This is a genomic window from Azotobacter armeniacus (assembly GCF_054779355.1).
In genome coordinates this window covers 56,517-75,631 of record NZ_BAAGYK010000036.1, presented here as the reverse complement: position 1 = coordinate 75,631, position 19,115 = coordinate 56,517, and the positions used below count along the sequence as shown (strand labels likewise).

Below are 19,115 nucleotides of genomic sequence, written 5' to 3'. Positions count from 1 at the left end.
CGCTGCGACGGATAGATCCGGCTCACATCATCGCCTGGTCGCTCTGGCGAAGGCCCCCTCAGGCCAGGGCCCGGCAAGCTCCTATCAGCGCAAAAATGCAACTGGCATTAGGCCAATAGATTTCCGATTTATGGAAATCTATCGAGCAAGCTAGGGCAGACCGGGAGCGCCGCGCATGGGCCGGCGTTCCGGGCTCGATTGAATTCGGGGTTTGGGCAACGGAACAGAAAGTGCACTTAAGGAAACCCTTATATGGACGCCTCCCGGAACTCAAGAGGTAGGCCAGCTGGCGTTCAGGTAGGAGCAGTCTTATATTCGGCCTGTTTGTGCAGGCCGAAAATCCTGCTGGCCCTGATGGAATCCGCCGACGAGGCCCTCTACGACAGAACGACAGCAGCAAGCTGAGCATCGGCAGGCGGCGCATGCGGGCCTGCACCAATGCGCCGTACCGAATACAGCTGCTATTTGGGGCAGAAGGTTCATAGCGCGATTGCCCTGCTGCGCACAGGCTGTCAATGGAAGCCTTGACGTCCGAGCGCTTCGGCAGCGCGAGCGCGATTCACAGGCGGTTTCTAGAGTGGGAGGCGGCCGGTTTCTTCGAGGCCCTCTGCCGGGCTGGGTTGGCCGAGTACGACGAGATGAAAGGCATTGCCCGGCGCTGGCAAAGCATCGGCGGGGCGATGATCAAAGCCCCCCTTGGCGCAGGAAGCGGTCAGGCCAACCCGACCGATCGGGGAAAAAGTGCACTTTCTGTTCTATTGCTCCCTAAATCCCATCATTGTTTCAACTGCGGTGATTGACAGCAAATTTAGGGGCTTTGAAGGGAACAGCGGAATCGCTGAAACCCGCGTGATTACTGGTGCCCGGAGCCGGGATCGAACCGGCACGCTGTTGCCAGCGAGGGATTTTAAGTCCCTTGCGTCTACCAATTTCGCCATCCGGGCGGAATGCCTGCAGCCCGTATGAAGCTGCAGGAATATATACGGCCCAACCTCATGAAGCAAGCCAAGGTGTAGAGTCTCGACACAATTTAACGCAACTTCTTAACGCATTCTTGCAAGCAAAACACCCTGCAAATAAAAATTTGCAGGGTGTTTTGTTTAACAGTGGAGGCCGAGGTCGGAATCGAACCGGCGTACACGGATTTGCAATCCGCTGCATGACCACTCTGCCACCCGGCCTATAAGTAAGACTCTACCAAAAGCAAAACCTTACACGAAAAACTGGAGCGGGAAACGAGACTCGAACTCGCGACCCCGACCTTGGCAAGGTCGTGCTCTACCAACTGAGCTATTCCCGCATCGTGGTGACGGGCATCATTTTATAGATTCATAGCTCTCCGTCAAGCCTTTGATTCAAAAACTTATTTCTTTTCAATCGTAGCACTGAGGTGAGGCCAGGCCGTCAATAGATACTGTGTCATGGACCATAGCGTGAGTGCAGCCGCGACAATTAGCAATACGTAGCCAAGCACGACCCAGAAGGTCAACAACGGCGGATTGGCAAGAAGCAAAACCAAAGCCACCATTTGGGCCGTAGTCTTCCATTTGCCCAGACTTGAGACCGCGACTTGGGCCCGAGCCCCCACCTCGGCCATCCATTCGCGTAGGGCCGACACCATAATTTCGCGGCCAATGATAATTATAGCCGGAAGGGTCAGCCAAAGATTGGCATGCTCTTCCACCAACAGCACCAGCGCCACAGCGACTATCAGCTTGTCTGCGACAGGATCGAGAAAGGCACCGAAGGGGGTGCTCTGTTGCAAACGCCGAGCAAGATAACCATCGAACCAGTCAGTAATAGCGGCAAAAGTGAATACGGCACTGGCTGCCAAGTAGCTCCAGGTGAACGGTAGATAGAACAAGAGAATGAAGACCGGAATCAGCAGAACGCGCAGAATTGTAAGAATGTTGGGGATGTTCATCGGCACGACTGGGCTACAGAGTAAGCAGGCATTCTACTCGCTGTGCAAGGCCGCATAAATCGACTCGGCGAGCTTTTTGCTGATTCCCGGAGCCTTGGCAATCTCATCAATACTCGCCCGGGAAAGCTCCTGAAGCCCGCCAAAATACTTGAGCAGCTCGCGCCGGCGCTTCGGCCCCACCCCGGCGACTCCCTCCAGGCTGGAGGTACGCCGTGCCTTGCCACGCCGTGCTCGATGCCCGGTAATGGCAAAGCGGTGCGCCTCGTCGCGAATCTGCTGAATCAGATGCAGAGCCGGCGAATCGGCCGGTAATGTGAACTCATGGGCTGCATCGTTAAAATAGAGGGTTTCCAGTCCAGGCTTGCGAGTGACGCCCTTGGCCACACCGAGCAGGATCAGCTCCGGTACAGCCAACCTCTGCAGAACCGCCTGCGCTATTGCCAACTGCCCTTTACCGCCATCTACCAGAAGGATGTCGGGCAGCTTCCCTTCACCCTCCCTCAACTTACCGAAGCGTCGGGTCAGTGCCTGATGCATGGCAGCATAATCGTCGCCAGCGGTGACACCTTCGATGTTATAACGGCGATACTCCCCTTTCAGCGCACCCTCGGGCCCGAAGACCACACAGGAAGCGACTGTCGCCTCACCGCTCGAGTGGCTAATATCGAAGCACTCCATGCGCCGAGGCGGCTCTACCAGATCGAGCACTTGAGCCAACGCTTCGAAGCGGGCAGCCAAGTGCTGGCGATGAGCCAGGCGAGCAGACAGCGCCTGCTCCGCGTTGGCAATCGCCAATTGCTGCCAGCGCGCTCGGGTAGCGCGCACCCGATGACTGATATGCAGTTCGCGGCCATGCTGCTCGCCAAGGGCTAACGCAAGAGCGGAGAAATCTTCGTGCATGATGTTGACGATTAATTCGCCAGGCAGATCACGCTCGGGATTGGCTAGGTAATACTGGCCGATGAAGGCTGCCAGAACCTCCTCCACCCCCTCCTCGATACCCACTTGCGGGAAGAAGTTCTTATTACCCAGTACCCGCCCCCCACGCACTCCGACCAGATGCACGCAAGCTCCGCCCGGCTTGACCACTGCCGCCAGCACATCCACATCGCCGCTGCCGCCCTCCATGCTCTGTTGATCCTGCACTCGACGCAGCAGGGCGATCTGATCACGCAACTCGGCAGCATGCTCGAAATCCAGACGAGCGGCTGCCTGGTCCATCCCGGCTGAAAGCTCCTCGGCTAGCGCGTTACTGCGCCCTTCGAGAAACATCATAGAACGACGAACATCCTCGGCATACTCAGCCGGATCGACCAGACCGACACAGGGCCCCTTGCAACGCTTGATCTGATATTGTAAACAAGGTCGAGTTCGGTTCTTGAAGTAGTGATCTTCGCACTGGCGGACCAGAAAGGCCTTTTGCAGGAGACCCAGGCTTTCACGAATGGAGCCGGCGCTGGGATAAGGACCGAAATAACGCCCCTTCTGCTTCTTCGCGCCCCTGTGAATACCGAGCCGTGGGAACACGCCATCGGACAGGAATACATAGGGATAGGATTTGTCGTCACGCAATAAAATATTGTACGGCGGCCGCCACTCCTTGATCAGCGTCTGCTCCAGCAGTAGCGCCTCGGTTTCATTGGCGGTGATGATGGTTTCGACCTGAGCTATCCGTGCGACCAGGGCTGTCGTTTTCGGCGCCAACCCAGTCTTGCGAAAATAGCTGGACAGCCGTTTCTTGAGGCTCTTGGCCTTTCCGACATAGAGCAGTTTCCCTTCTGCATCCATCATCCGATAGACACCGGGATGACTGCTGCAGTGGGCCAGAAAGGCTGCACTGTCGAAGGCTTGCCCCATCAACTGGATGCGTCGACCATGCCGTGGCGCACGGCCAGCAGCGCCAGCTCCACATCACTAGCAATGGAGAGCTTCTCGAAGATGCGATAGCGATAGGTGTTCACGGTCTTCGGCGACAGGCAAAGTTTGTCCGAGATGCTCTGCACTTTTTCACAATTGGCGATCATCAGGGCGATCTGGATTTCCCGTTCGGAGAGCAGATCGAAGGGAGAGCCGCTCTGCTGCGGCTGGAAAGCCTTCAATGCCAGCTGCTGGGCGATCTGGGGGCTGATATAGCGCTGTCCGACGAAGACTTGGCGGATGGCTTGGACCATCTCGTCGAGGGCCGCCCCCTTGGTCAGGTAGCCGGCTGCTCCAGCCTGCAGAAGACGCGTGGGAAACGGATCGTCCTCACAGACAGTTACCGCAATTACCTTGACGTCAGGGCTACTGCGCTGAAGCTTGCGGGTAGCCTCGAGGCCGCCAATGCCCGGCATCTTGACGTCCATCAGGATTACATCGGGTTTGAGCTCACGCGCCTTTTTCAGGGCCTCCTCGCCAGAGCTGCCTTGTCCGACTACCTGCAGACCGTCGATATCGGCCAGCATCCGGGTGATGCCCGCTCGAACCAGATCATGATCATCGACCACAAGCACCCTAATCAACAGACACCTCGTTCCGCGTCAATACAGACTGCGAGCGACCTGTGTTGAGAACGTCCGGCCAAAGCCAAATCGTCAAGAGGATTGGCCAGCCCTTGCTAAGCGGATAGACCAGTCGGCTCAGCCAGAAGGTGGCGGAGGCGGTGAGATTCGAACTCACGGAAGAGTCTCCCCTTCGGCGGTTTTCAAGACCGCTGCCTTAAACCACTCGGCCACACCTCCGCATAAGTGCGGATGGCAATTCTTACCGGATCGCCCCCTAGTGTCAAACGGTTGTTTTGAGAAGGCTCGGAGATAACAGGATAATGAATATGAAATAGCAAGGATTTCCATTTTTGAGCCAGCAATGCCCCCTTTAATAAAATGCAGCCATCATCAATCAAGAAAAATGGCAATGAAAAGAGCCAAGTAACGGATGATCTTCTCTGACGGCTCATGCTAAGTTCCCGGACCTCTTCCTGCCAGGAGGTTGCCTGAATGTTCGCTCGCATCGCGCTTTTCTCCCTTCTCGCCCTCTCCTGCACCACTGTCCTCGCCACAGACTACCAAGTGGGGGAGCTGCAGATTGGCATCCCCTGGTCCCTGGCATTGCCTCCCAATGCGCCGGCCGGAGCCGCCTACCTCACCGTAAAGAACAACGGCCGGACAGCGGATCGTCTGATCTGCGCCAAAACGCCGAACGCAGCCAAAGTCGAATTGCATACCCACATAAGAAGGGGTGATGTCATGCACATGCAGCGAGTCGACTCGCTCACTATTCCCGCTGGTACAGAAGTGAAATTCGCGCCAGGCATGGCCCACCTCATGCTCTTAGAGCTAAAGAGCCCCTTGGCAGCCGGAGAGCGCTTTCCCGTGACCCTGGAGTTCGAGAAGGCCGGCAAGGTAGAAATCGAGGTCAATGTGTGGAGCGATGCCCCTGCCAACGAGGGGCACGAGCATCACTGACTCAAGGAATCACCATCCATTTGGAATCACTGGGCACTCAGCGGCTCAAGGGAGTGCGCATGGTAACGAACTCCTCCGCGGCCGTCGGGTGAATACCCAACGTCTCGTCGAATACCTGCTTGGTGGCGCCCGCCTTGAGCGCCACGGCGAGCCCTTGGAGAATTTCGCCTGCCTCCGGGCCGACCATGTGGCAGCCCAGTATTTGGTCGGAATCGGCATCCACCACCAGCTTCATCAGGCTGCGCTCCTGGCTGTCGGTCATGGTCAGCTTCATCGGACGGAAGCGGCTTTCGAAGATCCTCACCTGATATCCAGCTTTTCGCGCCTGCTCCTCTGTCATGCCCACAGTACCGATGTTCGGCAGGCTGAACACCGCCGTGGGGATCAGGCGATAGTCAACCGGCTGGTACTGCTCCGGCTTGAACAGCTGGCGAGCGACCGCCATGCCTTCGGCCAGGGCCACCGGCGTGAGTTGAATGTTGCCGGTGACATCGCCGATGGCCAGGATGGAGGACACGCTGCTGCGGTACAGCTCGTCGACCCGGATATAGCCCCGCTCGTCCAGCTCGACCCCGACATTTTCCAGACCGAGATTGTCCAGCATTGGACGGCGCCCGATAGCATAGAAAACGCAGTCGGTCTCCAGACTACGCCCGTCCCGCAGGGTGGCTCGCAGGCTGCCATCGGCCTGGCGATCAATGCGGGCGATATCGGCGTTGAATTGCAGATCGACTCCCTTCTTGGTCATCTCGTCGCGTAGATGCTCGCGAACCGCCCCGTCGAAACCGCGCAGAAACAACTCGCGGCGATACAGTAATATGGTTTTCGCGCCCAGCCCGTGGAAGATCGAGGCAAACTCCACCGCGATATAGCCCCCTCCCACCACTAGCACCCGCTCCGGCCACGCTGGCAAATGAAAGGCCTCATTGGAGGTGATGGCATACTCCCGCCCCGGAATGTCTGGCACCACAGGCCAACCACCGGTGGCAATGAGGATATACTCGGCGCTGTAGCGCTGCCCGTTCACCTCCACGCCGTGTGCATCGGTCAGCCGGGCATGCCCCTCTAGCAAGGTGACGCCGCTGTCCACCAATAACTTGCGATAAATGCCATTCAGGCGCTGAATCTCGCGATCCTTGTTGGTGACCAAGGTGACCCAGTCGAACTGCGCCTCGCCCGGAGTCCAGCCATAGCCGCGCGCCTGCTCGAAATCCTCGGCATAGTGCGCACCGTAGACCAGGAGCTTCTTCGGCACGCAGCCGACGTTCACGCAGGTACCGCCCAGATAGCGGCTCTCGGTCACTGCCACGCGGGCGCCGAAACCGGCGGCGAAACGTGCCGCCCGTATCCCCCCGGAACCGGCACCGATGACAAACAGATCGAAGTCGTAAGCCATTCATCGTTCTCCCTTCAACGAACTGGCAGAATACCCCATGCGCCGGATGCCCGGCCGCATTACACAGAACCATGAGGAGATCGGCATGCGCCCCACGCTCACCCATCTCGCCCTGCACGTCCCGGATCTCGACGCCTGCGTGGAGTTCTACCGGCGCTTCTGCGGCATGCAGGTATTTCACGAGCGCCTCGGCAAAGGCGCGCGCATCGTCTGGATGGCCGAACCCGGCCGAGAACATGAATTCATCTTCGTGCTGATGCCTGGCGGCCAGCAGCGCAACCTGGCAGAGGGCGACTACAGCCATTTCGGCTTCGCCCTGGAAAGCCGCGAGCAGGTCAATGCCATCGCGGCCGACGCCCAGGCTGCCGGCTGCCTGATCTGGGCACCGCGCGATGAGCCCTATCCAGTCGGCTACTACTGCGGTCTGCGCGACCCCGCCGGCAACTATGTCGAATTCAGCTATGGCCAGCCATTGGGGCCGGGATCGGAAAAAATGCCGCGGCCTTGAGCAGGAAATGCCACCTAAACCCAACAGGTGGCTTTCCTTGTCGCAGCGTTAAGGCTTAGTAGGCCTTGCCGAGCTTGTACAGATTCTCGAAGCAGAAATTGGTCGCGTCGATGTAACCCTCGGCACCACCGCAGTCGAAACGCCTACCCTTGAACTTATAGGCCATGACGCATCCGTCCTTCGCCTGCTTCATCAGCGCGTCGGTGATCTGGATTTCACCGCCCTTGCCGGGCGCCGTCTGTTCGATCAGATCGAAAATGTCCGGCGTTAGAATATAGCGGCCGATGATCGCCAGATTCGAAGGTGCATCTTCCGGCTTGGGCTTTTCCACCATGTCACTGACCCGGTAGATGTCGTCACGAATCATCTCGCCAGCGATGACGCCGTACTTGGAGGTTTCCTCCGGAGGTACTTCCTGGATCGCCACGATCGAACAGCGAAACTGGTTGTATAACTTGACCATCTGGGTCAACACGCCATCGCCTTCAAGGTTGATGCAGAGGTCGTCGGCCAAGACCACGGCGAAGGGCTCGTTGCCGATCAGAGGACGACCACAGAGAATGGCATGGCCGAGGCCCCTCATCTCGATCTGGCGGGTATAGGAGAAGGTGCAGGAGTCGATCAGCCGGCGAATGCCGATCAGGTATTTTTCCTTGTCGGTATCGCGGATCTGGTGCTCGAGCTCATAACTGATGTCGAAGTGGTCCTCCAGTGCTCGTTTGCCGCGGCCGGTGACCATCGCAATCTGCATCAGACCGGCGTCCAATGCCTCCTCCACCCCGTACTGGATCAGCGGCTTATTCACGATCGGCAGCATTTCCTTGGGCATGGCCTTGGTGGCAGGCAGGAAGCGTGTGCCATAACCGGCAGCGGGAAACAGGCATTTCTTGATCATGGGAATCCTTAAAAACAAATGGTGGCAAATCTGATCGGGCGTCCGGACTAGCTCAACGCCACACCCCCCCTATCCTAGCGGACTGGCGTGTGCGCGCGCATGACAGGCGCTATTGAATCAAGACCATAGGGACAAATGGGGGTTCACCGGCCTGACAGCATCGGTAGCTGAAGTCTGTAGGATTTGATTAACATATGACGACATTTGGCAATGATCACGACGGATTTCCCCATGGAAAGCAAGACTGCGCGTCTCACCATACTCATCGACCCGGTCAAGAAGAAGGCCTTCGAAGAGCTCTGTGCCGCCCAGGATCAGACGCCATCCCAAGTCGTCCGCCAGCTTATCCGCGACTATCTGGAGGCACATGGCGTCAGCTACGCTACGCAGAGCAGGATTCCCACCGTCAGGAAGCCATGACTTCCGGCTTCTCCACACTGGCGGACAGAGCCTCGGCAAAGCTCGCGTGGTAATTCCGGGCGCCGATCAGCTCCAGTACCCCCGCCTTCTCCAGCTTGCCCTGCACCCGTGGGCTCGCCTCGCAGAGCTTGACCCGAATCTTGCGCCTGTTCAGCTGCTCGATGACCTCCTCAAACGTCTGCAGACCTGTGATATCCATGAAGGGCACCCGCCTCAGACGAATAATCAGCAGGTGAGGATCGGTGTGAGTGCTGGCCAAGGCACGCTCGAAGGTTTCCGCCGCGCCGAAAAACAGCGGCCCCTCCACGGTGTAGACCAGCACCCCGTCGGGTAACCGGGTCTGGCCATTGCCGAGCAGCTCCGGCTTCAGATCCTGCTCGAGTTGTTGCTGCACCGCCACCGAGGAAGCCATGCGGCGCATGAAATGCAGCATGGCCAGAATCACACCGATATTCACCGCGATCACCAGATCGCTGAATACCGTCAGCCCGAAGGTGATCAGCAGAATTCCAACGTCCGCCCTGGGCGCCCGCTGCAGCATGCGCTTGAAGTGCTTCAGCTCGCTCATGTTCCAGGCCACCACGAAGAGGATGGCAGCCAGGACAGCCAGCGGAATGTTTGCCGCCAGCGGAGCCAGGAACAACAGGACCAGCACCAGGGTGAGCGCATGAACGATGCCGGCCAGGGGGCTGTTGCCGCCGTTGCGGATATTGGTCGCGGTGCGGGCGATCGCACCGGTCGCGGCGAAGCCGCCGAACAGTGGCGTAGCCAGGTTGGCGATGCCCTGGCCGATCAGCTCCTGGTTGGAATTGTGCTTGGTCCCGCCCATGCCGTCGGCGACCACCGCGGAGAGCAGCGACTCGATGGCGCCGAGCATGGCGATGGCGAAGGCCGGACCGATCAGGTCGATAAGCCGCGCCAGGGTGATCTCCGGCAGCCCCAACTGCGGCAGTCCCCGGGGAATTCCGCCGAAGGTGCTGCCAATAGTGGCCACACCGTCGAAATGAAAGATCGACTGGATAAGGGTAGCAGCGACCATCGCGATCAGCGGGCCAGGAACGCGTCCGAGCGCCCGCAGGCGCGGCGCGAAGACGACCAGCGCCAGGCTGAACAGGGCCAGCAGCGTGGTCGGCAGGTGCAACTGCGGCAGTGACTGCAGCAGATGCCAGAGCTTCTCGTGGAAATGACCGCCCGTCACTGGCGGCAGGCCGAAGAAGTCCTTCCACTGGCTGACCCAGATGATCACCCCGATACCGGCAGTGAAGCCGACGATGACTGGATCGGGAATGTACTTGATGACCGAACCCAGACGGCTGACACCGAGCAGCAGGAGAATACCCCCGGCCATCAGGGTCGCAATCTGCAGGCCATCGACCCCGTATTCGGCAGTCACCCCGGCGAGGATGACGATGAAAGCGCCGGTCGGACCGGCGATCTGCAGCCGGCTGCCGCCGAACAGGGAAACCAGCAGACCGCCGACGATGGCGGTATAGATGCCCTGCTCCGGCTTCACCCCGGAAGCGATGCTGAAGGCCATGGCCAGGGGCAGCGCCACGACGCCGACGATGACGCCGGCCACCAGATTGCGGAGCCAATGCTCCCGCCGCAACAGACCGGCCCGCCACGCCTCACGAATTGCGATCATCACTGCTCCTCCTGGAATATGTGCGCAACATTAACATGCGATGATAATGATAAAGTTCCCCGCTGCACGCCACCTCGGCTCGCCCGGAGAAACCATGAAACGCCAGGATGTTGGAACCCTGCAGGCCGAAGGCAAGGCTTTCGTCACTCACCTGATTCGCAATCCGGCCCGCAGGGGGGAATGGATCGTGTTTTTCCAGCTGAGCACGGGGCGCAGCTTCTTCCTGATCGACGAAAACGATGAAGTCGAATCCTTCCGCCAGTTGGACAAGCTCATCGAAGTCTTGGAGACGCTCGGCATCAAACTGGCGGAAATCCATTTTTGAACCATCCTTGTCCCCCTCCACCACAGCATCGCCCTATCCTCACAGCTGTGATGGCTCCAGGGGGCAAACCATTCGATCAACGGTCAAGGACTGTTCGCCAATTGGCGTCCAAACTTCATGAATGGCGAGCTTGCCGACGCTCGCCGGCAGTCATGGCCCCATGGAAGGCGGGAAGGTCTGCGGAAGGCTCTGGCGAACGCCTCCGCGTGCTGTCTCGGAAGCGACTGAAGGAGAGCCGTCGCACCAGGAAGGCTGCATCGGCCACATGACTCTGATAATTCATTGATAAATGCGCATTCAGCGGGCATTTCGGCCCCCCTCTTTACTCGAAAGAGGGCCGGAAGATCCGTCAAGGAAGATTTGATTGGAGGATGAGCATGAGTAATGCCGCTGTACAGGCCCAGCGTATTGAATGTCGGGATCAAACCATGCTGGTCGGGACGAGCCGGCTCGCTCCGCAGATCCGCACGGTCCAGGAAAACGAAAACAAGAAGAAGATCCTCTTCGTCACCTCCGAACTCTCCGACCTGATCAAGACCGGCGGACTGGGCGAAGTCTCCGCCGCCCTGCCCCGGGCATTACGCCGTCACCACGATGTCCGTGTGCTGCTGCCCGGGTATCGTCAGGTCATGCAAAGCGGCCACCCCATCCGCCTGGTCGGCAACCTCGCCGGCCATGCCGCACTGCCCCGGTGCCGGATCGGCCGCATCGACCTGGACGACGGCCTGATCGTCTATGTCCTCATCAGCCCCGAACTCTACGAGCGCGAGGGTACGCCCTATGGCGACAACCGCAACCAGGACTGGCCGGACAACCATATCCGCTTCGCCCGCCTGGGCCTCGCCGCGGCCGATGTCGCCGCCGGCAATGCCAGCATTAGCTGGCGCCCCGACCTGATCCACGCCCATGACTGGCCAGCAGGGCTCGCGCCAGCCTACCTGCGCTGGCGCGGACAGAGCACACCCAGCATGTTCACCATCCACAACCTCGCCTACCAGGGTCTGTGGCGACCGGAATGCCGCGCGGAATTGGCCATCCCGACGGAAGCTTTCCGGATGGAGCGCATGGAGTTCCATGGCCAGTTGTCCTTCCTCAAGGCTGGAATCGCTTACGCCGACCGTATCACCACGGTGAGTGCCACCTATGCTCGGGAAATCACCACCCCGGACTTCGGCTGCGGACTGGAAAACTTTCTTCGGGAAAAGGCTGACCACGGTCTCTTGAGCGGCATCCCTAACGGCATCGACGAAAGCTGGGAGCCGGAAACCGATTCACACCTGCTGTGCAACTTCAGTATCAACGATTGGGAAGGCAAGGCCGTACATGCCGAGCACGTGCGTTGCCAGTTCGCCCTCGAACCCTCCAGCGGCCCGCTGTTCGTGGTGGTTTCTCGGCTGGTTCAGCAGAAGGGTCTGGACTTGACCCGTGCTCTCGCCGAAACCCTCATCGAGCACGGCGGTCAACTGGCCGTGCTGGGACGCGGCGAGCCGCAAGTGGAGGACAGCATGCGGCAACTGGCCGAACGCTTTCCCGGCCATGTGGGGGTGAACATTGGTTTCGAAGAAACCGAAGCGCGGCGCATGTTTGCCGGCGCCGACTTCCTGTTGATGCCTTCGCGCTACGAGCCCTGCGGCCTCAGCCAGATGTATGCCCAACGCTTCGGCTCGCTGCCCATCGCGCGCAAAACCGGCGGGCTCGCCGACACCATCGAGGACGGCGTGACCGGCTTCCTCTTCGAGGAAGCCAGCCTGGAAAGCTACCGCGAAGCCATGCTGCGGGCCTTCCGGGTGTTCGCCACACCTTCTCTCTTCCATGCCATGCGTTGCCGTGCCATGGCCGTGCCCCGCTTCTGGCGGCAGAGCATAGACCCCTATCTCCATCTCTACCGGCAATTATTGGAAAGCCGGCATGGCGAGGCATAACCGGAGACCTATCCATGTCAATCCCCAGCTATAACGGACGCTTCGGCGTGCATCTGCTCGACGAGCGAAACACCCGCTTTGTCCTCTGGGCCCCCGACGCCGAGCGCGTCGACCTGGAGATCCTCTACGACACCCGGCTGCCCATGCGCAAGGAAAAGGACGGCTGGTTCGTTCTCGAAGCCCCCTACGGCCCCGGCACCCAATACCGTTACCGGATCAATGATGAAGTCAGCGTACCGGACCCCGCGTCACGCTCCCAGGTCGCCGGCCTGCACGCCCCCAGCATGGTGGTCGACCCCAACTCCTACCAGTGGCGCCACCCCAACTGGCGCGGCCGCCCCTGGCACGAAACGGTGATCTACGAACTGCACGCCGGCCTGCTCGGCGGCTTCCACGGAGTCGAGGCGCAACTGGCCGAACTGGCCGAGCTGGGCGTTACCGCGATCGAACTGATGCCCATCGGCGAATTTCCCGGCACCCGCAACTGGGGCTACGACGGCGTGCTGCCCTTCGCCCCGGAATCGGTCTACGGCTCGCCTAACAATCTCAAGCACCTGATCGATACCGCCCATGGTCATGACCTGATGGTGTTCCTCGATGTCGTCTACAACCATTTCGGTCCGGACGGCAATTATCTCGGTCGTTACGCCAAGGCCTTCTTCCGTCAGGACAAGCAGACACTCTGGGGCGATGCCATTGATTTTCGCCAGAGTGAAGTGCGGGACTTCTTCATCGAGAACGCGTTGATGTGGCTGCAGGAATACCGCTTCGACGGCCTGCGCCTGGATGCTGTGCACGCCATCAGCGAGCGCGACTTCCTCACCGAGCTGGCGCAGCGGGTACATGCCGCGGTCGAACCCGGCCGCCATGTGCACCTGATGCTGGAGAACGAGAAGAACCAGGCCAGCCTGCTCGGTGAGGGCTATGTGGCGCAGTGGAATGATGATGGCCACAATGTGCTGCACACCCTGCTCACCGGCGAGCAGCAAGGCTACTACGCCGACTACCACCAGGGCGCCGCGGAAAAGCTCGCTCTCTGCCTGAGCGAAGGCTTCGTCTTCCAGGGTCAAATCGCCCGCCAGGGTCAGGGAGAGCCCTGCGGCGAGCCCAGTGCGCACCTGCCGCCCAGCGCCTTCATCCTGTTCCTGCAGAACCACGACCAGGTCGGCAACCGCGCCTTCGGCGAGCGGCTGGTCAGCCTCGCCGATTGCGATGCCCTGCGTGCGGCGACTGCCCTGCTACTGCTCTCGCCGATGGTGCCCTTGCTGTTCATGGGCGAAGAGTGGGGCACGCACCGGCCCTTCCTGTATTTCACCAGCTATCAGAGCGAAGAGCTGGCCAACACCGTACGCGATGGGCGACGTCGAGAGTTCTGCAACTTCGAGCCGTTCAAGGATCTGTCCCTCTGCGAGCGAATTCCCGATCCTAACGATGAAAGGACCTTCACCACCTCGCAGCCGGATTTCCAGTGCTGCCTTGATCCCAAGCATGCTGAATGGCGCGCCCTCTATCACCACCTGCTTGGCCTGCGCCGCCGCGAAATCGTCCCGCGCCTGCCGGGCTGCCGGGCGCTGGGCGCCGAAGTGCTGGGCGAAGGGGCCGTGGTGGCGCACTGGCGGCTGGGTGACAGCAGCCTCCTGCGTATCGAACTGAACCTTAGCGTCCAAGCCGTACCGCTGATGGATCAGCGCAAGCACGGCCGGCTGCTATTCGCCAGCCAGGACATGGAAGAGTTCCACGAGCATCACGGCAAGCTTCCCGGCCGGATGGCCCGTGTCTACCTGGTAGCTCCGGATGAGCAACGATGAGCAACTCCACACCCTAGCCGCTGCCGCCGGGGTGGCGATCGATTGGGTCGACGCCGATGGACAGCCACAGAAGGTTCCGGCGGAGGTCCTGCGGCGGATACTGGCCGGACTGGAACTGCCGGCCAACAGTGAGTCCCAGATCGAGGACAGCCTTACCCGCCTGCAGCAGACGGGCGACGAGCTGCCGCCGCTGCTCACCCTGGAGCGGTACCAGCCCCTCGACCTGTCCGCCCATTTCGCCCCTGGCAGGGCCTTCGAGCTGACCCTGGAAGATGGCCAGCGTCACGCCGGACGGCTCGACGAGCAGGGCCGCCTGCCGGTGATCGAGCAGCCTGGATACCACCAGCTGGCGATCGGCGAGCGGCCGATCACCTTGGCCGTCGCCCCGCCGCACTGTACCGGCGTGGACGAACTGGATACCAGGCTGTCGCCACGCCTCTGGGGGCTCGCAGTGCAGCTCTATGCCCTGCGCCGCCAGGGCGACGGTGGCATCGGCGACACCCAGGCCCTGGAAACCCTGGTACACCAGGCCGCCCGACAGGGGGCCGCTGGCATCGCCATCAGCCCGCTGCACGCCATGTTCAGCGCCGACACACACCGCTTCAGTCCCTACTCGCCGTCCAGCCGGCTTTTTTTCAACGTGCTGCACAGCGCGCCCGGCAGCATCCTCGGCGAGCGCGAAGTGCGCACCGCAATCGAGGCCAACGGACTGGCCGAGGAATGGCAGCGCCTTGAGCACCTCGAACTGATCGACTGGCCAGCGGCCGCCGTGGTCAAGCTGCGCCTGTTGCGGGCGCTGCATGCCGAATTCCGCCTGGGCGGCAACCCGTTGGAGCAAGATTTCGCCAGCTTCCGCCGCAACGGCGGCGAGGCTCTGGAAAACCACTGCTGCTTCGAAGCGCTGCACGCCTACCACGTCCGCCACAACGGCCTGTACGACTGGCGGCAGTGGGACCCAGCCCTGCGCTGCCCGGGCAGCGCTGCGGTGGCCGGCTTCGCCCGCGAATACGAGGACGAGATCACCTTCCACGCCTTCGCCCAGTGGCTGATTGCCCGCGGCCTGGAGCGCACCCAGAACGCCGCGCGCAGCGCCGGCATGCCGATCGGCCTGATCGCCGACTTGGCGGTGGGCGCCGACGGCGGCGGCAGCCAGGCCTGGAGCCGCCAGGCCGAACTTCTGTCGACGCTGACCGTCGGCGCGCCACCGGACGCCCTCAACCGTTCAGGACAGAGCTGGGGCGTGTCTGCCTTTTCGCCTTGGGGCCTGCGCCAGCACGGCTTCCACGCCTATATCGAGATGCTCCGCGCCAACTTGGCCCACGCCGGCGGCATCCGCATCGACCACGTGATGGGGCTCAAACGCCTGTGGGTGATCCCGCCGGGCGGCGAGCAGCACGACGGTGCCTACCTGCACTACCCCCAGGAAGACCTGATACGCCTGCTGGCGCTGGAGTCCTGGCGGCACCAGGCGGTGATTCTCGGCGAGGATCTCGGTACCGTTCCGAAAGGTTTCCGCCCGATGCTGGCCAAGCGCGGCATCCTCGGCATGCGCGTGCTGCTCTTCGAACAGGACACCGAGGGGCGCTTCCCGCCGCCGCAAGACTGGCCAAACAACGCCCTGGCGACCAGCACCACCCACGACCTGCCGCCTCTCGCCGGATGGTGGCGGGAGCGCGACATCGATTGGCGCGAACGCCTGCAGCTGGCCGACGCCGAAGCTACCGAGGCCGCCCGGGAAACCCGGCGGCGCGAACGCCAAGCCCTGCGCGAGGCCCTAGCCGACGCCGGCGGGCCGGCCCTCGACGAGCCCCTGGACAGCGACGGCCTGATCGATGCCTGCGTGAGCTTCCTCGGCGAGACGCCGGCGCCCCTGGTCCTGCTGCCCATGGAAGATGCCCTGGGCCTTGACGAGCAGGCCAACCTGCCCGGCACCGTCGACGGCCATCCCAACTGGCGGCGGCGCCTGCCCGGCGAGAGCGATACGCTGCTCGACGGCGAGGCCCCGGCGCGGCGCCTGCGTCTGCTGAAGGAAGCCCGCGAGGCGTCAAGCAGGAGAGGCTGAATGAGCGACCTGCGCGCTACCCTGCGCCTGCAATTCCACCGGGATTTCACCCTCGACGATGCCGTGCCGCTGGTCGACTATTTCGCCGACCTAGGCATCAGCCACCTGTATGCCTCGCCGCTGCTCACCGCGCGCCCCGGCTCGATGCACGGCTATGACGTCATCGACCCGACCCGCATCAATCCCGAGCTGGGCGGCGAGCCGGCCCTCCGACGCCTGGTCGAAGCCTTGCGCGACCGCGGCATGGGGCTGATCCTGGACATCGTCTCCAACCACATGGCGGTCGGCGGCAGCGGCAACCCCTGGTGGCTGGACGTGCTGGAATGGGGCCGGCGCAGCCCCTATGCCGGCTTCTTCGACATCCAGTGGAACTCCCCCGACCCGCTGCTGGAAGGCCAGTTGCTGGTGCCCTTCCTGCGCAGCGACTACGGCGAGGTACTGCAGGCCGGTGAAATCCTCCTGCAGTTCGACATACAAGCCGGCTCCTTCCATGCCAGCCACTATGAACACCGCTTCCCCATCAGCCCGCCGAATTACGGCGAGCTGCTGCGCGCCACCGGCCATTCGGCGCTGCAGGCCCTGGCCGCGCGCTTCGACGCCCTCGCCGGCGAACAGGGCTACGTCCAGGCCACCGGACTGAAGGCAGAGCTGGCACAACTGGTCGGCCAGCCCGAGGGGCACGCAGCCATCGAGGCCATGCTCGGCGCCTACGACCCGCGCCAGCCGGAGGGCCTCGAGCGCCTGCACGCCCTGCTCGAGCACCAGTTCTACCGGCTGGCCAGCTGGCGCACCGCGGCGGACGACATCAACTGGCGGCGCTTCTTCGACATCAACGAGCTCGGTGGCCTGCGCGTGGAGCGCCCGCAGGTCTTCGAAGCCACTCACACGAAAATCTTCCAGCTGCTCGAGGAAGGCCTGATCGACGGCCTGCGCATCGACCACATCGATGGCCTGGCCGATCCACGCGGCTACTGCCGGCGCCTGCGCCGGCGCCTGGACCGGCTCGGCGACGGCAAGCAGAGGCACCGGCCGATCTACGTGGAGAAGATCCTCGGCCAGTACGAGGAGCTGCATGACGACTGGAAGGTGGATGGCACCACCGGCTACGAATTCATGAACCAGCTGTCCCTGCTGCAGCACGACCCGGACGGCGAAGGGCCGCTGCGCTCGCTCTGGCACAGCCTCAGCGGGCGCCCGGCCGATTTTCTCGAGGAAGTCCGCCAGGCTCGCCAGTTGGTGCTCACCGGACCCCTGGCCGGCGACTTCGAGAGCGCTGCCCAGGCCCTGCTGCAAGTGGCGCGCGGCAACCTCATGACCCGCGACCTCACCTTCGGCCAGATCCGCCGTGCGCTGCTTGAGCTGATCACCCACTTCCCCGTGTACCGCACCTACATCGGCCCCTGCGGGCGCTCCGGCCAGGACGAGCCCTTCTTCCGCCAGGCCCTGGAAGGCGCCCGCACCACCCTCAACGAAGCCGATTGGCCGCTGCTCGGCCACCTGGAGCGCTGGCTAGGTGGCGAATCCTGGCGCAGCCTGCCACCAGGGCCACTGCGCAAGGCGCGCCGCCATGCCTGTGTGCGCTTCCAGCAGGTCACCGCGCCGGCTGCCGCCAAGGCGGTGGAAGACACCGCCTTCTACCGCTCGGGAGTGCTGCTCTCACGCAACGATGTCGGCTTCGACAGCCAGCGCTTCAGCGCCCCGCCGGAGGACTTCCACGCCGCTTGCCTGCGGCGGCGCGAACGCTTTCCCGACAACCTGCTGGCCAGCGCCAGCCACGACCACAAGCGCGGCGAGGACAGCCGCGCGCGGCTGGCCGTGCTCAGCGAGCGCGCCGGCTGGTACGGGGAACGGGTGCAGCACTGGCTGCTGCTGGCCCAACCGCTGCGCCGGAGCCTGGGCGACAGCCCAGCACCGGCCCCCGTCGACGAGCTGATGCTCTACCAGACCCTGCTCGGCAGCTGGCCGCTGAATCTGGCGGCAGACGATGCCGAGGGCGTGCACGCCTATGCCAGACGCCTGCGCCAGTGGCAGGAAAAGGCTCTGCGCGAAGCCAAGCTGCACAGCAGCTGGAGCGCGCCCAATGGCCCCTACGAAGAAGCCTGCCGCGGTTTCCTCGACGACCTGCTGGAAAAGCCCCAGGGCGCCCGGCTACGCGAGGAGATCACCGCCGCTGTCGCCAGCATCGCCCCGGCCGGCGCACTCAACAGCCTGGTGCAGACCCTGCTGCGGCTGACCGTTCCCGGCGTACCCGACCTCTACCAAGGCAACGAATTCTGGGATTTCAGCCTGGTCGATCCGGACAACCGCCGGCCGGTCGATTTCGCCAGTCGCCGCCAGGCCCTGCAACAGCCCGCAGCTGCCGCCGAGCTGCTCGAGCAGTGGCGCGACGGGCGCATCAAGCAAGTCCTCATTGCCCGCACCCTGACCCTGCGCGCCCGCTGTCCGGCCCTGTTCGCCGCCGGCGACTACCTGCCGCTGGAGGTCGCCGGCGAGCAGTCCGGACGGCTGCTGGCCTTCGCCCGACGGCACGCCGGGCAATGGGCCGTGGTGCTGGTGCCGTGCCAGGCCAGCGGCCTTCTTGGCGAGGCCGAGCTCCCGCTGATCGAGCCGGCGCAATGGACGGATACCCGAGTGCTGCTCCCCGAAGCGCTTGCGTTGCGGGGGCTTTTCTCGAGCGATGCAGTCCCAGACAGGAAGGGAGAGCTGTTCGTGAGCGAGGCCCTGACGACGTTCCCGGTTGGCCTTTTCTATTGCGCTTGACTGCTCC

At 62.3% G+C, this 19,115-nt stretch carries 15 protein-coding genes, 4 tRNA genes and 1 pseudogene; 9 read left to right on the top strand and 11 right to left on the bottom strand.

Translation table 11 applies throughout. The features are described from left to right. Positions 1-495 precede the first annotated feature (495 nt). A pseudogene (locus ACYVD0_RS08965) lies at positions 496-740 on the top strand (transposase); the annotation flags it as partial. A 117-nt stretch (positions 741-857) separates the two neighbouring features. On the opposite strand, the gene ACYVD0_RS08960 reads toward ACYVD0_RS08965, so the two are convergent. The 8 genes from ACYVD0_RS08960 to ACYVD0_RS08925 all read right to left on the bottom strand — a co-directional run bounded on the left by ACYVD0_RS08960 (position 858) and on the right by ACYVD0_RS08925 (position 4,859). After that, positions 858-944 (bottom strand) — tRNA-Leu (locus ACYVD0_RS08960). A 163-nt stretch (positions 945-1,107) separates the two neighbouring features. Continuing rightward, a tRNA-Cys gene (locus ACYVD0_RS08955) sits at positions 1,108-1,181 on the bottom strand. 43 nt (positions 1,182-1,224) lie between these two features. After that, positions 1,225-1,300: transfer RNA gene (locus ACYVD0_RS08950), tRNA-Gly, on the bottom strand. Between the two features lie 63 nt (positions 1,301-1,363). Further along, positions 1,364-1,924, bottom strand: coding sequence for a CDP-alcohol phosphatidyltransferase class-I family protein (pgsA, locus tag ACYVD0_RS08945; protein WP_460426499.1), 561 nt, complete (start codon positions 1,922-1,924; stop codon positions 1,364-1,366). 33 nt (positions 1,925-1,957) lie between these two features. Beyond that, positions 1,958-3,781, bottom strand: coding sequence for an excinuclease ABC subunit UvrC (gene uvrC / locus ACYVD0_RS08940; protein ID WP_460426498.1), 1,824 nt, complete (start codon positions 3,779-3,781; stop codon positions 1,958-1,960). Next, entirely contained in the window at positions 3,781-4,425 is a 645-nt protein-coding gene (gene gacA / locus ACYVD0_RS08935) for a response regulator transcription factor GacA (protein WP_460426497.1), read from the bottom strand. The genes uvrC and gacA overlap by 1 nt, the downstream gene beginning before the upstream one ends. Positions 4,426-4,554: 129 nt before the next feature. Beyond that, positions 4,555-4,644, bottom strand: a tRNA-Ser gene (locus ACYVD0_RS08930). After that, positions 4,608-4,859 (bottom strand): hypothetical protein, encoded by a 252-nt coding sequence (locus ACYVD0_RS08925; protein ID WP_460426496.1) that lies wholly within the window; start codon positions 4,857-4,859, stop codon positions 4,608-4,610. Before ACYVD0_RS08925 ends, ACYVD0_RS08930 begins: the two co-directional genes overlap by 37 nt. A gap of 40 nt (positions 4,860-4,899) precedes the next feature. On the opposite strand from ACYVD0_RS08925, the gene ACYVD0_RS08920 reads away from it, so the two are divergent. Beyond that, positions 4,900-5,367 carry a copper chaperone PCu(A)C gene (locus ACYVD0_RS08920; RefSeq protein WP_460426495.1) on the top strand — a complete coding sequence of 156 codons (468 nt, stop codon included), beginning with the start codon at positions 4,900-4,902 and terminating at the stop codon, positions 5,365-5,367. A 37-nt stretch (positions 5,368-5,404) separates the two neighbouring features. On the opposite strand, the gene gorA is transcribed toward ACYVD0_RS08920, so the two are convergent. Beyond that, entirely contained in the window at positions 5,405-6,763 is a 1,359-nt protein-coding gene (gene gorA, locus ACYVD0_RS08915; RefSeq protein WP_460426494.1) for a glutathione-disulfide reductase, read from the bottom strand. Positions 6,764-6,848: 85 nt separating this feature from the next. On the opposite strand from gorA, the gene ACYVD0_RS08910 reads away from it, so the two are divergent. Further along, a complete protein-coding gene (locus ACYVD0_RS08910; RefSeq protein WP_460426493.1) occupies positions 6,849-7,271 on the top strand; it encodes a VOC family protein in 423 nt (140 codons plus the stop codon). A 55-nt stretch (positions 7,272-7,326) separates the two neighbouring features. Here ACYVD0_RS08910 and galU read toward each other — a convergent pair whose 3' ends face one another. Beyond that, positions 7,327-8,166: a UTP--glucose-1-phosphate uridylyltransferase gene (gene galU, locus ACYVD0_RS08905; RefSeq protein WP_460426492.1), complete on the bottom strand. Its 840-nt coding sequence runs from the start codon at positions 8,164-8,166 to the stop codon at positions 7,327-7,329. A 231-nt stretch (positions 8,167-8,397) separates the two neighbouring features. On the opposite strand from galU, the gene ACYVD0_RS08900 reads away from it, so the two are divergent. Next, positions 8,398-8,586: a ribbon-helix-helix protein, CopG family gene (locus tag ACYVD0_RS08900; protein WP_460426491.1), complete on the top strand. Its 189-nt coding sequence runs from the start codon at positions 8,398-8,400 to the stop codon at positions 8,584-8,586. On the opposite strand, the gene ACYVD0_RS08895 is transcribed toward ACYVD0_RS08900, so the two are convergent. Beyond that, complete coding sequence (locus ACYVD0_RS08895; RefSeq protein WP_460426490.1) at positions 8,573-10,231, bottom strand: SulP family inorganic anion transporter; 1,659 nt, start codon at positions 10,229-10,231, stop codon at positions 8,573-8,575. The two genes, ACYVD0_RS08900 and ACYVD0_RS08895, sit on opposite strands and share 14 nt — an antisense overlap. Before the next feature lie 94 nt (positions 10,232-10,325). On the opposite strand from ACYVD0_RS08895, the gene ACYVD0_RS08890 reads away from it, so the two are divergent. The 5 genes from ACYVD0_RS08890 (at position 10,326) to ACYVD0_RS08870 (ending at position 19,108) form a co-directional block, all read left to right on the top strand. Next, positions 10,326-10,556, top strand: coding sequence for a hypothetical protein (locus tag ACYVD0_RS08890; RefSeq protein WP_460426489.1), 231 nt, complete (start codon positions 10,326-10,328; stop codon positions 10,554-10,556). Positions 10,557-10,933: 377 nt separating this feature from the next. Further along, on the top strand, positions 10,934-12,478 hold the full coding sequence (gene glgA / locus ACYVD0_RS08885) for a glycogen synthase GlgA (protein ID WP_460426488.1): 1,545 nt from the start codon (positions 10,934-10,936) through the stop codon (positions 12,476-12,478). Positions 12,479-12,492: 14 nt separating this feature from the next. Further along, positions 12,493-14,286 carry a malto-oligosyltrehalose trehalohydrolase gene (gene treZ / locus ACYVD0_RS08880; protein WP_460426487.1) on the top strand — a complete coding sequence of 598 codons (1,794 nt, stop codon included), beginning with the start codon at positions 12,493-12,495 and terminating at the stop codon, positions 14,284-14,286. Then, the gene (gene malQ, locus ACYVD0_RS08875; RefSeq protein WP_460426486.1) at positions 14,273-16,348 is read left to right on the top strand and encodes a 4-alpha-glucanotransferase; all 2,076 of its coding nucleotides are present in this window, start codon (positions 14,273-14,275) and stop codon (positions 16,346-16,348) included. Before treZ ends, malQ begins: the two co-directional genes overlap by 14 nt. After that, a complete protein-coding gene (locus tag ACYVD0_RS08870) occupies positions 16,349-19,108 on the top strand; it encodes a malto-oligosyltrehalose synthase (protein WP_460426485.1) in 2,760 nt (919 codons plus the stop codon). The last annotated feature ends 7 nt before the right edge of the window (positions 19,109-19,115 follow it).